This is a genomic window from Bradyrhizobium sp. B025, assembly GCF_042257955.1.
Taxonomy (GTDB): Bacteria; Pseudomonadota; Alphaproteobacteria; order Rhizobiales; family Xanthobacteraceae; genus Bradyrhizobium; species Bradyrhizobium diazoefficiens.
The window spans coordinates 3443849-3457448 of record NZ_CP170150.1 but is presented as its reverse complement, the minus strand read 5'-3'; the positions used below and the strand labels follow the sequence as shown (position 1 = coordinate 3457448).

Genomic DNA, 13600 nt, shown 5'->3' with positions numbered 1-13600 from the left:
CCCCGGCCGCGCCGCGGGTGACATTCAGGAGAGCAACTCGACTGCGCCGCGGCTCAGCCAACATGACTAGATGTCCCTTTTTTGACGAGCCGCGGATGCTCAATCAGTTTCGAGCTCTGTGCGCGACGAGAGGAGCAACCGGTCACCGCACATTCGCGTGGCGGTACATGCGCTCGAGAGCTTCGCTTGATCCTTGCAGCAATCCAGGAACCAGCATCGTCCCGCCAGAGAGCTGAGGTGAAGCGAGACGTTGCATCGGCCAGCCGGCCCGGTTGAGACCGTGTTCCGTTCTGAGATCGGTCATCATCACTATCGATTGTGCACTCAGGTTCCACATCGTCTCAATCATCGCCGCGAACAGGACGTATGCTACGCGACTGAGTCCATTGCGGTCGAAGTCTGAAGCACATTTGCTAGCTATGCAAAAGCGCGAGCTCTCCAGGATGGTGGGGCCGCTCGGGATCTGATTGGGCCCAAGACGTGTCGCGAACGTATCGCGCAGCATGGTTAGGCCGGTGGTTGGCAACAGTCGTACGCAGCCGACGAGGTCTTCTTCCGATATGGCGAGCAAGTAGGTCGGCTTGAGCATATCGTAGATGTCGAATTCGACATCGCCGCTAACGGGTGTATCGTAATGGCGATTGTCGAGAACGCGACGCCGCAACTCGAACATCTTGGCCAGCAGATCAAGATGGTGCCCAGCCAGCGTGTGATCGATAGCGACAGCGTACATGGACAATGATTCTTAACTATCCGCTCAGAAGAACAGAAAACGGAAGCGAGGCGTTCTGATGGCTCATGAGGGCGGATCGCGGCGCTGAGCAACGTCGCTTTCGAGAGCAATCGCTGTCGAAGCGAGAGTTCAGAGGGCCTCCTCGTTCGAGGACAACAGGTCGTCTGGAAAGATCTTCAGCCTGCCTCACCCGGTCGCCTGCTTGGAGATAGGGACTTCAGCAGCCCATGCGCCATCTCAAGCGCCTCCGCCTCGGAAGCGGCGACCAGCATCGGGTATCCCCAAAACTTCTCTGACATGATCTGGAAGGCTCTCATGCCGATCCGCTTCGCTCGTGAGGGCTCAACATAGATCAGAGCCTTCACAAGCTCGCGCATTCGCGGTTTGTGCTTCTTTGACCAAAGCGCAAGCCTTCTCTGCTCACCCGGATCGTGCTCGTGTTCGTCGATGTCGCCGTTTGCCCCCTGCCCTATGATAACGAACGGCGTGCCACGATCGAGCAGGGCTTCGAAGGCAGCGAAGGCCTCGTCGGCCGTTCCTGCCAGGCCCTGATCGTAAGACAGCCTTACAATCGGAAAAGTCGCGGCATTCAACAGCATCGTCACCCCTATCGGTCAGTTTGCGCAGCGTGGTTCAATTCGCGTGCGCATGATCAGTGACGATAGTTTGGATGATGCCTCAACTCATTCATCCAAGGCGCCAAAGCGTTACCCAAAACAGACAATCACTGCGACCGGCAACCCGGATGCTGCGCTGCCAGCGCCTTGGCGGCATTTTGGACGAACTCTTGGCCGCTGGCCGAATTGAGCAATGGTCTGACCGGATTGCACGATGCAGCGCCACACCGGGCTGCTGTAGCCATTCCGTTGAACCACGGCCTGCGCGAAGCGAAGCACGATGCCAATCCACCCACAGCCCAGAGCTGTTCCCGAGCGCCTGTCCAAGAGGCTTGCAAATCCCTACGCCTCGGTGGCCCTGCCCCGACCACTCCTACAAATTCGCGCGCAGCGTTTAACCAAGGCGCAGCTACGTGACTTGCTCGTCAGCAATCCCCATGATGCGACGCGATGGATCAAGGCCGCAGCCGAGGCCGATATCATTCCCGCGCAGATCGTGTGGGGTCAGTTGCTCCTCGATGGGACGCGGGTAGCGCGTGATCCGGCGGCCGCTTTCGTCTGGTTCGACCGTGCCGCCCAATCCGGGGACCGGGACGGACAAAACATGGTCGGCCGGTGCTACGAACAAGGCTGGGGTGTCCAGCCAAATTCGAAGCTCGCGACGGAATTTTTCGAGCTGGCCGCAGCAGCCGGCCACGTCTGGGGCCAAGTCAATCTGGCGCAGATGCTGATGCGCGGCGGAGATCCGGCGGATCGGCCGCGGAGCTTCGAGCTCTTTCGGGCAGCAGCGGAAGGCAGCACCTGCAAGGCAAACCTGAAGGCAATGAATTCTCTGGCCCGGTTTCTCGAAGAAGGCTGGGCCGTGCCGGCCAATCCAGCAGGCGCCTTGTACTGGTACCGATGTGCAGCTGGGCTTGGCGACCACTGGGCCCAGTACAATCTGGCCACGATCCTGCACGCTGGCGGTGACCCGGCCGGTGCTGATGTTTGGCTCCAACGGGCGATCTCCGGTAGCGATAACGGCTTTCGCCGACGCATTGCGCCGCTGTTGCTGGCGCGCGGCGAACCTGCGCTGCGCCGGCATGGCCTCGAGGCACTTAGGCGCATAGCAGATTCCGGCAGTCCCGCCGATGTGCAGGCGTATGCCTCCGCACTCAGCGACGCTGCAGCCACAGCTTCTGACCTTGAAGACGCCAGGAGGCTGTTTGAGCTACCGGCACCCGATGGACGACCGGATTTGCGGAGTTGTCCCGAGGCATCGATCGGCCGACGTCTTGTTGGCTATCTCGGCGGCCGTATCGCAGCGATGTCAGGCCGCATCGCAAGATTATCCAACTCAACATCATCTTGCTCAAAGGGGGCTCTGTGACCATCATCGAAACCTTGCGACCAGCATTTTCCGGACTTGGGGCAGCAGCGAGCCTTGCAAACGGCTTTCTATTCGTTACCGCCGCCAACGCCGAAGGCCAGAACAATCAGCCAACGTCGGGCCCTGCGGACAAGGCTACAGCGCTTCCACCGGTCGAGGTGGACGCTCCTGTTGCGAAGCGGCGACGAGCGTCGAACGCCGGGTCGAAACCGGCCTCGAGGCCCGTTCCGCCCAGCCGCTCAAGCAAGCCGACCGAAGCGCATCAGGAGGCTGCGGCGCCGACTCTTTCGCCGGGGAATTCGCTGCAGCGAAGCACTGGTCTCAACCGTCTTTCCGACTCTCTACAAAGCACGCCGCAAACCGTCACTGTCATACCGCGCCTTGTGATCGAGCAGCAGCAAGCAGCCACCATCAATCAGGTGCTCCAATATGTGCCGGGAATCACCGTCGCGACCGGAGAAGGCGGCGGTGGCATCAACGGAGATCAGTTCCGCATCCGGGGTTTTGACGCTTCTGGCGATGTGTATGTCGACGGCCTACGCGATTTTGGTTCCTATGTGCGCGATAGTTTTGCAACCGAGAATGTATTGGTGCTGAAGGGACCCTCGTCACAGAGCTTCGGCAATGGCACGACGGGCGGCGTTATCGAGATCGAGAGCAAGAAGGCCCATCTCGGCGACCAATCAACGTTCGAGGCCTCGGCTGGGACGGGCCCCTACGGACGCGGCATTCTGGACATCAACAAGCAGATCAACGACACGACGGCGTTGAGGTTCATCGCCATGGGGAACGGGCAGGATGTTGTCGATCGCGACCAAGTCTATTCCGACCGGGGCGGTGTCCTCGGCTCGCTTGGACTTGGCCTCGGCACCGAGCAATCCCTGATCTTCAACTATCTGCATCAGGACAGCGTTCAGCGCCCCGATTTCGGCGTTCCGATCGTCAGCGCGCAGGGCATCGTCGGGAAGCCCGTGACGGAGTACGGAGTTCCCCGCTCAAACTATTTCGGCCGGGAAAGTGATCGCGACCACGCGACGGCCGACGTTGCAACCGCTCTCTACAAGGGCGAATTCGGCGATTGGCTCACATTGACGAACGACACGCGTGTCGGTTACTACACACGTGATCTGAAGTTTACGCCCGCGCTCTGCGCCTCTCCCGGCTTCCCGTTTCCAAGCAGCTGCGCAACGGACGTTCTCGCCGGTAGTCTGGCGACGCCCTACACCATCTGGGCCGTCGGCGGGACGAAGCAGGTCAGTCACGGCGGGGAAAACGTAACGACTGCCACGATGCGTTTCGACACCGGGCCGTTCCGGCACAAGCTCGTCGTCGGCTTTGATGTGTATTCTCAACACGCGACGACGGGTTTTTACCTTGCTTCAGGCCCCGAGCCGGCAGGGACTCTTCTCGATCCCGTGTTTGCGAACTCACCCGGCTTTGCACTGACGGTGTCGCCGGGCAATCAATTGTCGGCCACGAGCTGGGATATCGGCCCCTTTATAAGCGACCGCATATGGCTGACGCCCATGCTCTCGATCCTTGCGGGTGTTCGATGGGATCACTATCGGGTCGACGGCCAGGTCGGCGCATCTCCGCTTGCGATGACGTCCGAGTTCGCCAGCCCAAAAGCATCCCTGATTTTCGAGCCCACCTCACATCAAAGTTATTACTTCAGCTATGCGCGTTCATTCACGCCGCCGGGCAACAACATCACTTCGCTGAGTTCATCGCTCGGCCTGTCCCAGGCACCAAGCGCTGCAAACCTCCAGCCGGAAGCGGATACGACCTTCGAGGTCGGTGCGAAGTGGGGCCTGTTCGAGGACCGGCTCGGCGTGACGGCAGCATTGTTCCGCGTCGAGAAGAACAATGCTTCTTATACCGACCAGGCATCGGGAATACAGACGACCACCGACGACAAGGTTCAAGTCCAGGGAGTTGAGCTCGGATTGACCGGCAAGCTCACGGCGAATTGGGACGTTCAGGCCTCGTATTCCTATATGGACAGCAAGATCATCGCCTCGTCGATCAGCCCGTTCACGCCCGTCTCGGCCGCAGGAAACCGGGTCCCGTACGTGTCTCAGCATGGCCTGGCGATCTGGACCACTTACGACATCGCTCCCCTGCTTCCACACGTGCCGGGTCACTTGCTTGTCGGGGGCGGGCTCAATTATCGTTCGGACTATTACCTCAACAACCTCAATTCGATGGTGATCCCGGCAGCGACCACGATTGATGGGATGCTCTCCTACGATCCCGACGACCGGCACCACCTTGCGCTCAAGGTCACAAATCTCACGAACAAGCTGACTTACAGCTCGGCTTTCGGAAACGGCTACGCAACTCCCGTCGCGGGCCGCAGCGTCACCCTCACCGCCGCAATCAGGTTCTGAAGAAAATGCTCATCGAAATCCCCGAACTGCTATCCGCCGAAGAGGTAACCTCCGTACGCGACATCATCGAGAGGGCGGATTGGATCGACGGACGGGCAACGGCGGGTGAGCTGGCATCGCGCGCCAAGCGCAATGCTCAGGTCCCCGAGGACTCGCCTCAGGCTCGCCAAGCCGGCGACATCATCCTGCGAGCTCTCGGTCGGAATGCATTGTTCAACAGTGCCGCGCTGCCCTCGCGCGTTCTTCCGCCCCTTTTCAATCGATACGACACCGGGATGTTCTTTGATTCCCATGTCGATGGCGCAGTGCGATCCGCGCCTGGACTCGGCGCTCGCATGCGCGCCGACCTGTCTTCAACCCTCTTCCTTACGGCACCTCAGGATTATGACGGTGGCGAACTGATCATCGAAGACAGTTACGGCGTTCACGCCGTAAAGTTGGCGGCCGGCAGCATGGTCCTTTATCCAGCGGGGAGCCTGCATCGTGTGAGCGAGATCACCCGAGGTGCGCGCTTGTCATCGTTCTTCTGGACTCAATCGATGATCAAGGACGAGGGGCTTCGCACAACGCTCCATGATCTCGACCGGGGCATTATTGAACTGCGCAGATCTCTGGCCGGCGATGCACAAGGCATCCTCACGCTTACCGGCGTCTATCACAATCTTCTGAGACGATGGGCGGAGCTGTGATGGCAGATCCGACGCCCTGAACGAGCTTAGCGCGACAATCCAAGGTATCGACATCAAACTGGGTTACGACAATGACTGATATGACGACTGAACTCGGCGCTCAATTTGCCCGTCAAAAGGTGGCGTTGCTGTGGGTGATCTGTGGGCTCGGGAACACGGTCTACGCAGCCATCCAGATCCTTACTTTCGCTAACCGCGAAATCGATGGCTCTGGCCCGGCGTCGGCCGCATTCGATGCGGTGGTTCTTTGGTACTTTGGCGTCGCATGCTCGATATGGATCATTCCTGCCCTACTTCCTCTCGTCACACGGGGGCGCGCTGGGGTTCTCACCTCGTCCGTCTTGGGAGGCCTTCTGGCTGTCACCAGCGTCGCGGGCGGAGTCTTGGACGGCATGCACGACGGCTTTCACATAGCAGCGACAGCAATCATCGCCGTGGCTCTGCCGGGAATTTGTGCAATTCGCGTATCCTGGCGACACCTGCGAGGTGGGGGTGCGCCTGTCCATCCTGTCAAGGAAACAGCATCTGGGCCAGCCCTGCAGCGCCCTGCCACACCGGTTTAGATTGCTTCAAGACGCCGCAATTCCGGGTGGCCACTCTCCTTTCGATTTGCGATGGTTGGGTCGAAATACTTGGTGGGCCAGTTCCCGACACAAGACTTCTGAAAGGCGGCGAGATGCTCCATCGCTTTGTTGACACCGACATCGACCGCGTACCCCGCGCCGTTGCACTGCGAAGCGGAACGCTGTCGAATGATTGGACCTATGGTCGGCACCAGCATCGCAAAGCTCAATTACTGTACTCCAAGCGGGGCATTCTTTGCTGCGAGACGACCAATAAGGTTTGGCTAGTACCGCCAGGATGCGCGTTATGGATCCCCGGTCAGCTGGCGCACTCGGCTCGTGGCGCCGGCCTTGTAGAATGCCACTGCTTGTATATTGAACCGAGCACCGCGAAGAGCCTCCCCAAGACGTGCTGCACGATCTCGATTTCACCCTTGATCCGAGAGCTGATCCTCAGAGTGGCTGAACTTCCGGACTGTTATCCGCTCGGAGGTCGCGAGGATCGACTGGTAATGACCTTGTTGGATGAGCTGTCCGATGCGCCGATCAGTGACCTGAACTTACCGATGCCACGCGAGGCGCGCCTTCGGCGTCTCGCCGAAATGCTGATTGCCGATCCGAGCGCGAAGACCTCGTTCAGGAGCTGGGCAAATTCGCTTGGCATGAGCGAGCGCTCCTTAAGCCGCCTGCTTATACAGGAAATCGGAATGAGCTTCGGACGCTGGCGCCACCAACTTCATGTTATCCTGGCACTGCAAAGAATGGCGCGCGGCGACAGCGTTAAGACAGTCGCCTTGGAGCTCGGATACGAGAACGCAAGCAGTTTCGTCAATATGTTCCGAAAGACCTTGGGCAAGCCTCCAATTCGTTATCTGGCGGAACATCGCGCCACTGCCGTGAGCGCATGACTGTATAGATGCCCCTACTCGTCCGAGGCGCCCTCCGCGCTCGTCGCCTTGGTTCACTTACTGCACGGCCCTCATCATCTCATCGTCCCATTGTGTAATCGGTCGGCTACAAAAGGGCCGCTCCCGTAAACCAGCAGCGGCGCATCTGTCGCTGAGCCAAGCGGATACTTTCCAGGTTCCGTAGCGATGTAGGTGTAATCGAGATTGCTGAGACCTTCGCCCGAATCGAGAGGACGCCCCCCATCGAGGAGTTTCCACCCGAGAGGTGGGATGCGATCATCGCGATCAACCTGTCCGCCGCGTTCCATGCCATCCATGCAGCGGTGCCTGGCATGAAGAAGCGCGGCTGGGGTCGTATCATCACCACGGCCTCCGCTCACTCAAGCAAGTCGGGCCGCATGGGACGCCTTGAGGGGCTCGGGCCGCAAAGAGCTGACCCAGGCGGTCACGACGAAGATCGAGCGATCGGTCCGGAACAGAGAGGTATTGTAATCCGTCAGATCGGCGATGCGGAGTTCGCGCAAGGCTAACCTCTCTCGACCGGACCAGTTCGACGGAACCCGCGAAACCCGCCGGGAGAACGATGCTCTGGGTCTGCGGAGAACGGACGCACGAGGTCTTCTTTGATTGTTTTCAAGTCGGACCAGCGGAGCCGGACAAAAGAGGCGACGCTTTTCGTCGCCGACAACGGTCGCTCGTCCCCGCACCCATAGCTCCCGCGCTCTGGCGGGTCTTTGTCGCGCACGTCGGCCAACTTCACCTGTCCTGCCCCACCTCTGAGCGTCTGCCCACATTGGCTGTCGCAAGATTTTTCTCGATCTCCCGGTGCACACGTCGTGCACACGCCGCCTTCTAATCAATTGAAAAGCTTGAAGTCTCGCTCCAATCCATCATGGGGAAGTTTGAGCTGGATCTAGCCAATGAAAGCCCGCGAAATCCAAGTCGCAGATCCAACGAACGCTTCGCGCCGACGCTCCCGTTCCTTCCAAGCAAGGATTTCCAAGCAGGCCCAGCCTTTCTCCACGCTGCAACTCGCCGCAGTATGCCGCCAGCGAAAACGCTATGGAATGCCAACTATCATCGAGGTTAATTCGACGCCCACAAGTCCCCGCCGGCATGTCGAAGCAAATGAGACTTCCTACCCAAGACTACGCCAAGACGCGCAACACCACGCGATCGCACTACTCCCACTCAATCATTTCGGAAGACGTTTCGTCGTTGATTTGCAAGTACAAATCCTCACGTCTGACGGACAAATCCCGACGGTATGCCCGGCGCAATTTCTCGGCCTTGAATTCACAGGAAAATTTGTTTCGCTCGAGAGATAGTCGTTGCCGCGATCTATCGAAGCCAATCGACCCAATGGCGCTGCTGCGTGCGAAGCAGGCGTGACTACTCATTGCGCTGGCGCGGCGTCGTTTCAGATACCGTCACGAGATCAGGATATCTGAGTGCGTCAGTCGCTCCACGATACGTAGCACCTCTCATGGTCTGGCTTACGCCCAAAGCGGCCTTTTGAGAAATGAATGCTAACATCGCCAACGCGAGCCGCGCGAGAATGATCGCGCCAGGAGCGTGGAACAGATCTGGAAGGCTGGACGGACAGGTGAACGTGGCTCACCGATGCTTGCAAAGTTCTCATTTGTCGAGCAGTTCCCGCACAACGCAGACTAACCCCAAAATCAAAGCTCTCGATCGTTTTGGGGAGGATGTGCGCTTCAACGAAGCCAAATCGCGCTAGTTCGGATTTGGGCGGTACGGCCGTCCTGGCGACGCGCCCGTGCGGCAAACCTCAACATAGATGAATCGAGTTTTTCGGCCCGCCCGTCCGTGGCGACATGGTCTGTCGACGTCCACGGCTGGTCGCTTGGCCAAAAGTCACGTGCGGGGCGTTCCGCGGCCGACTTGCGGTTTGCGGACGTCTAGAAGAGGAGGAAGAAGGAATGAAGTTCAGGACGTTTCTCGGCGCAGCCGCTGTTCTAGCGTTCACTGGTGCCACAGCGCCTGCCGCCGACAAGGATGCGGCCGACACCGCGGTCGAAGCCGCAAAGAAGTATGCGGGCACGGCAATCAGCATCGTCTGGGAGGCCGGCCTCCAATCGCTCGACCCGCTGAACTATTCGGGTCCGCAATGGGAGAAGCTCACCGGCATCAAGGTCAAAGTGGTCGAAGTGCCGACCGACCAGATGTTCACCAAGATCATGCAGGATTTCAAGTCGGGCGCGGGAGCTTACGACGCGCTGAACGTCATTCCGTCCTGGATGCCTGATCTTGCGCGGGCCGGCGCGCTCGAGCCACTCGACAAGTATGTCGACAAATTCGGCTATCGCGACGAGTTGCAGGACATCGCGGCCGCGTACCGCGACAACCAGATGCAGTATGACGGGAAGATTTTCGGCTTTCCGGACGATGGCGACGTGATGCTGCTTTACTACCGGAAAGACATCTTCGAGGATCCGAAGATGAAGGAGGCGTTTAAGGCCAAGTTCGGCTACGAACTTGCTCCGCCAAAGGACTGGAAGCAGTTCGACGAGATCGGCCAGTTCATCACCGACAAGATGGCGCCCAAGGTTTACGGCGCCGGCTTCTTCCGCACCGCGCCCTACCCGCAATACATGTTTCAGGAACGCTTCCGCATGGAGGGTGGCAAGTTCTTCAACGCCGACACCATGAAGGCGACGGTGAATGGCGATGTCGGTCTCAAGGTATTCAAGCAGATGCTGGCGGAAAACAAGTTCATGCCGCCGGGCGTCGAGCAGTGGAATTTTGTCGACAACCTCGCGGCGTTCCTCCAGGGCACGACGGCGATGACGATCTCCTGGCCGCCGTATGGTCGCTGGGCCGCGGGCTACGGCTCGGGCGAAGAAGCGTTGAAGTGGGTGCCAAAATCGCAAGTCGCCGGCAAGGTCGGTTACGCGCTCACCCCTCTCGGCCGCCCCGAGCTCGGCGTCGGCTTCGACCTGTCGGTGTCGGCCACCAGCAAGAACAAGGAGGCGGCGTATCTTTTCATCCAGTGGCTCAATAGCAAGAAGACCAGCCTCGCGCGCGTCCAACTTCCCTATACGCTGCGCGATCCGTTCCGCCTGTCGCACTATGCGAGCGAGAAATACCGCGCCCTCTGGCCCGACGCTCCCGCCTATCTCGATACGATCAAGACATCCGGCGAGAAGGGCCTGCTCGATCTTTCCCTGCTACAGCAGGACAAGTACGACGAAGCGATGACCAAGGCGATCTCAAGCCTCTGGGCCGGCGAAGATCCCAAGGCCATTCTCGACCGCATGGCGCAACAATTCGATGCCATCACCGACAAGGTCGGCATCGACAATCAAAAGGCCGTCTACAAGGTCTGGGCGGCCAAGCCCGGCGCCTATCCCCAATAGCTGCCCTGGACACCGCATGGGAGGCATCGTCCTCCCATGCAGTTTCATTTCCCGGACCGATGATGAAGCTTACCGCAAGTCTCAATGGTGCCGAGCAGCGCCGCCCCAGCCGCTTTGGGCGCATGCTCGAGGATCGTCTGCCCTATCTCATCGTTGCACCGGCCATTCTGATCCTTCTCCTGGTCGGCTTGTTTCCCCTGATCTACTCGCTGATCGTGAGCTTCCAGCGCATCACGATGACCGAGAACGACACGTCCTTTGTCGGCTTCTTGAACTATAGGGAGCTGTTCAGGGATGCCCGCCTCTGGGCCTCGCTCGGCCATACCGTCATCATCACCGCGGTCGCCCTCCCCCTCGAGTTGCTTATCGGCTTCCTGATGGCGCAGCTTTTCATCGATCGCATGCCCGGACGCCAGCTCTTCGTCGCGCTGCTGGTGCTTCCGACCGTAATCTCTCCGATCGTCGCGGGAGCGACCTGGCGGCTGATGTTCGACGTTCGCTTCGGTCCGGTCGGTGAGATCCTGAGCTTCATCGCAGGCGAGCCGGTGCGAATCATTTGGACGGTCAATCCTGCCTACGTTTATCCGGCGATCATCATCTGCGAGGTCTGGCAGTGGTCGCCCTTCATGTTCCTGCTGCTACTCGCGGCGCTCTCGAATGTCGACCAGTCGCAGCTCGAGGCTGCGGAGATCGATGGCGCATCATACCTGCGCGTGCTCCGCGCAATCGTTCTGCCGGCCATCGCCCCCGTGGTCGCCGTCGCTTGCCTGATCCGGGGCCTGGACCTCGTCCGCATCTTCGACATCATCTGGGCTCTTACCGAAGGCGGCCCGGGCTCGATGACCGAGACCGTTTCGCTCTACACCTACGTCCAGGGCTTCTCGCAATTCGAGACCAGCTATACGGCGGCGATCTCGTTTTTGGTGATTGCGCTGCTCACCGTTATCACCACCCTGGTTCTCAAGCACATGGAGCTTGCGCGATGAGGGTCGGCAGACTTCCGGCGAGAAAAGCCCGCATCCTGGCGCTTCGCTATCTCGGCGCGGGCGTCGTAACCCTCCTGTTCCTGTTTCCGGTCTACTGGCTGTTCATGATCTCGTTCAAGACGCCGGACGAGATCTATCATGTCCCGCCCTTATGGGTCCCCGGACAAATCCATTTTTCGAACTATTACGTGCTGTTCAAGGATGGTGACGTCCTTGCCATCCTGAACAGTCTGATCGTCGCCGGCGTCAGTTCCGGCATTGCGATCGTTCTTGGGACGCTCTGCGCCTACAGCCTCGCCCGGTTCGGCACCGGCGGCGAAAACCTCGCGATGTGGATCATTTCCCAGCGCATGATCCCGCCGATCGCGGTCGTCTTCCCGATCTTCCTGATCTACGTGTATTTCGGTCTCGTCGACGGCTACTTCGGGCTGATCCTGCTCTACACGGCGTTCAATCTCCCATACGTCATCTGGATGATGCGCGGCTACATCGTCGACGTTCCGCTGGAGCTCGAAGAAAGCGCTCTCGTCGATGGCCTGAACCGGTGGGAAGTGATCTGGAAAGTCGTCTTTCCGATGGTCCGTCCGGGGCTCATGGCGACGTCGGTCTTCACCTTCGTCTTCGCCTGGAATGACTTCCTCTTCGCGCTGGTGCTCACGCGCACTGAAGTCATCACGTTTCCCGTCATGCTGACGCACTACTTCGGCGGACAATCGAATTTCTGGGCAAAGATCGCGGCGATGTCCGTATTGGGGACCTTGCCGATCTTCGTCGCAGTCTCGGTGATGCAGCGCTATCTCGTGCGCGGCATCTCCTTGGGCGCAGTCAAGGGTTAGGGAGAGCGGAGTGGCTGATGTCAAACTGTCCGGGGTGCATAAATACTACGGCAACGTGCACGCGGTTCGAGGTGTCGATCTCACCATCGCCGACGGCGAATTCGCAGTGCTCGTGGGGCCATCCGGCTGCGGTAAGAGCACGCTCTTACGAACAATTGCCGGCCTTGAGGACCCGGACGGCGGAACCATCACGATTGGCGGTGCGGTGGTCAACGATTTGCGCCCGCGCGAACGAAACATCGCGATGGTGTTCCAAAATTATGCGCTCTACCCCTATTTGACAGTCAACGCGAACATCGCCTTCGGTCTGCGTGCGCGCAAGACTCCCGAGATCGAGATCAGAAAGCGGGTCAGCGAAGCAGCCGATATGCTCGGCATCGGCAATCTCCTTCAGCGCTATCCGCGTCAGCTCTCCGGCGGACAGCGTCAGCGGGTCGCCATCGGACGCGCCATCGTCCGCGAGGCAGACTTGTTCCTCTTCGACGAGCCGCTCTCGAATCTCGACGCTCAACTGCGCGACGAGATGCGGACCGAGATCAAGCGTCTGCATCACGAGATCACGACGACGATGATCTACGTCACCCACGATCAAGTCGAGGCCATGACGCTCGCCGACCGCATCGTGCTGCTCCGCGATGGAAAGATCGAGCAGCAAGGGGCCCCGCTTGAACTGTTCGAGCAGCCCCGTACGGGCTTTGTGGCTGGCTTCCTCGGATCTCCGTCGATCAACCTCGTCCCGGCGACCCTCAAGACAAGCGGCGGCTGCGTAGCAGTTGTGTTTCAGTCCGGCGGTGCGCTGACGCTTCCGAGCGCAAGAGCCAAATTGCTTACAGGTGCGGATGGCCAAGAAGTTCTCGTCGGAATTCGACCCCAGCACTTCAGCCGGGCTGGCGGCGGACCTCTGCGCGACGGGGTGGTCTCCTATTCGGCCGTTGCCGATCTCATTCAGCCGACGGGGACCCGTACATTCACCACCATCAAGATCGGCGGCGTCGATGCGGTCGCGGAGCTCCAGGCTCATGACGTCAGCAGCCATGGCGAGCGGATCGACCTCGCCATCGACCTCAATCGCGTGGTGCTGATCGATCCGGCCAGCGGCCTGGTCATCTCGTAACGAGCGCCGGCAATC

The 13600-nt window shown here is 59.6% G+C and carries 13 protein-coding genes and 2 pseudogenes; 11 read left to right on the top strand and 4 right to left on the bottom strand.

Annotation, left to right across the window (positions count from 1 at the left end; genetic code table 11):
* Positions 1-142 precede the first annotated feature (142 nt).
* Entirely contained in the window at positions 143-733 is a 591-nt protein-coding gene (locus ACE10W_RS15710; protein WP_304552523.1) for an acyl-homoserine-lactone synthase, read from the bottom strand.
* 176 nt (positions 734-909) lie between these two features.
* Positions 910-1332, bottom strand: a complete 423-nt coding sequence (locus ACE10W_RS15705) for a hypothetical protein (protein ID WP_304552522.1) — start codon at positions 1330-1332, stop codon at positions 910-912.
* A 436-nt stretch (positions 1333-1768) separates the two neighbouring features.
* Here ACE10W_RS15705 and ACE10W_RS15700 point away from each other — a divergent pair, with 436 nt between their 5' ends.
* From ACE10W_RS15700 to ACE10W_RS15690, 3 genes are read left to right on the top strand one after another with little or no spacing between them, the layout of a single operon-like run.
* Positions 1769-2719 carry a tetratricopeptide repeat protein gene (locus ACE10W_RS15700; protein ID WP_304552521.1) on the top strand — a complete coding sequence of 317 codons (951 nt, stop codon included), beginning with the start codon at positions 1769-1771 and terminating at the stop codon, positions 2717-2719.
* A complete protein-coding gene (locus tag ACE10W_RS15695) occupies positions 2716-5109 on the top strand; it encodes a TonB-dependent siderophore receptor (protein ID WP_304552520.1) in 2394 nt (797 codons plus the stop codon). The genes ACE10W_RS15700 and ACE10W_RS15695 overlap by 4 nt, the downstream gene beginning before the upstream one ends.
* Positions 5110-5114: 5 nt before the next feature.
* Positions 5115-5798 carry a Fe2+-dependent dioxygenase gene (locus ACE10W_RS15690; protein ID WP_304552519.1) on the top strand — a complete coding sequence of 228 codons (684 nt, stop codon included), beginning with the start codon at positions 5115-5117 and terminating at the stop codon, positions 5796-5798.
* 559 nt (positions 5799-6357) lie between these two features.
* Here the strand turns inward: ACE10W_RS15690 and ACE10W_RS15685 are convergent.
* The gene (locus ACE10W_RS15685; protein ID WP_304552518.1) at positions 6358-6591 is read right to left on the bottom strand and encodes a hypothetical protein; all 234 of its coding nucleotides are present in this window, start codon (positions 6589-6591) and stop codon (positions 6358-6360) included.
* Here ACE10W_RS15685 and ACE10W_RS15680 point away from each other — a divergent pair.
* From ACE10W_RS15680 to ACE10W_RS15670, 3 genes and pseudogenes are all read left to right on the top strand, one after another.
* Positions 6502-6753: pseudogene (locus tag ACE10W_RS15680) on the top strand (AraC family ligand binding domain-containing protein); the annotation flags it as partial. The gene ACE10W_RS15685 and the pseudogene ACE10W_RS15680 sit on opposite strands and share 90 nt — an antisense overlap.
* A 120-nt stretch (positions 6754-6873) precedes the next feature.
* Positions 6874-7269, top strand: coding sequence for a helix-turn-helix domain-containing protein (locus tag ACE10W_RS15675; protein ID WP_304552517.1), 396 nt, complete (start codon positions 6874-6876; stop codon positions 7267-7269).
* A 233-nt stretch (positions 7270-7502) separates the two neighbouring features.
* Positions 7503-7652 (top strand): annotated as a pseudogene (locus ACE10W_RS15670) (SDR family NAD(P)-dependent oxidoreductase); the annotation flags it as partial.
* Here the strand turns inward: ACE10W_RS15670 and ACE10W_RS15665 are convergent.
* Positions 7650-7793, bottom strand: coding sequence for a hypothetical protein (locus tag ACE10W_RS15665; RefSeq protein WP_304552516.1), 144 nt, complete (start codon positions 7791-7793; stop codon positions 7650-7652). The pseudogene ACE10W_RS15670 and the gene ACE10W_RS15665 sit on opposite strands and share 3 nt — an antisense overlap.
* Before the next feature lie 396 nt (positions 7794-8189).
* Between ACE10W_RS15665 and ACE10W_RS15660 the strand changes: the two genes are divergently transcribed.
* The 5 genes from ACE10W_RS15660 (at position 8190) to ACE10W_RS15640 (ending at position 13585) form a co-directional block, all read left to right on the top strand.
* Positions 8190-8597: a hypothetical protein gene (locus tag ACE10W_RS15660; protein WP_304552515.1), complete on the top strand. Its 408-nt coding sequence runs from the start codon at positions 8190-8192 to the stop codon at positions 8595-8597.
* Positions 8598-9212: 615 nt separating this feature from the next.
* Positions 9213-10649, top strand: coding sequence for a sugar ABC transporter substrate-binding protein (locus ACE10W_RS15655; protein ID WP_304552514.1), 1437 nt, complete (start codon positions 9213-9215; stop codon positions 10647-10649).
* A gap of 62 nt (positions 10650-10711) precedes the next feature.
* Entirely contained in the window at positions 10712-11635 is a 924-nt protein-coding gene (locus tag ACE10W_RS15650; RefSeq protein WP_271613200.1) for a carbohydrate ABC transporter permease, read from the top strand.
* On the top strand, positions 11632-12471 hold the full coding sequence (locus ACE10W_RS15645; protein ID WP_271613201.1) for a carbohydrate ABC transporter permease: 840 nt from the start codon (positions 11632-11634) through the stop codon (positions 12469-12471). Before ACE10W_RS15650 ends, ACE10W_RS15645 begins: the two co-directional genes overlap by 4 nt.
* A 10-nt stretch (positions 12472-12481) precedes the next feature.
* Positions 12482-13585 carry an ABC transporter ATP-binding protein gene (locus tag ACE10W_RS15640; protein WP_304552513.1) on the top strand — a complete coding sequence of 368 codons (1104 nt, stop codon included), beginning with the start codon at positions 12482-12484 and terminating at the stop codon, positions 13583-13585.
* Positions 13586-13600 lie beyond the last annotated feature (15 nt).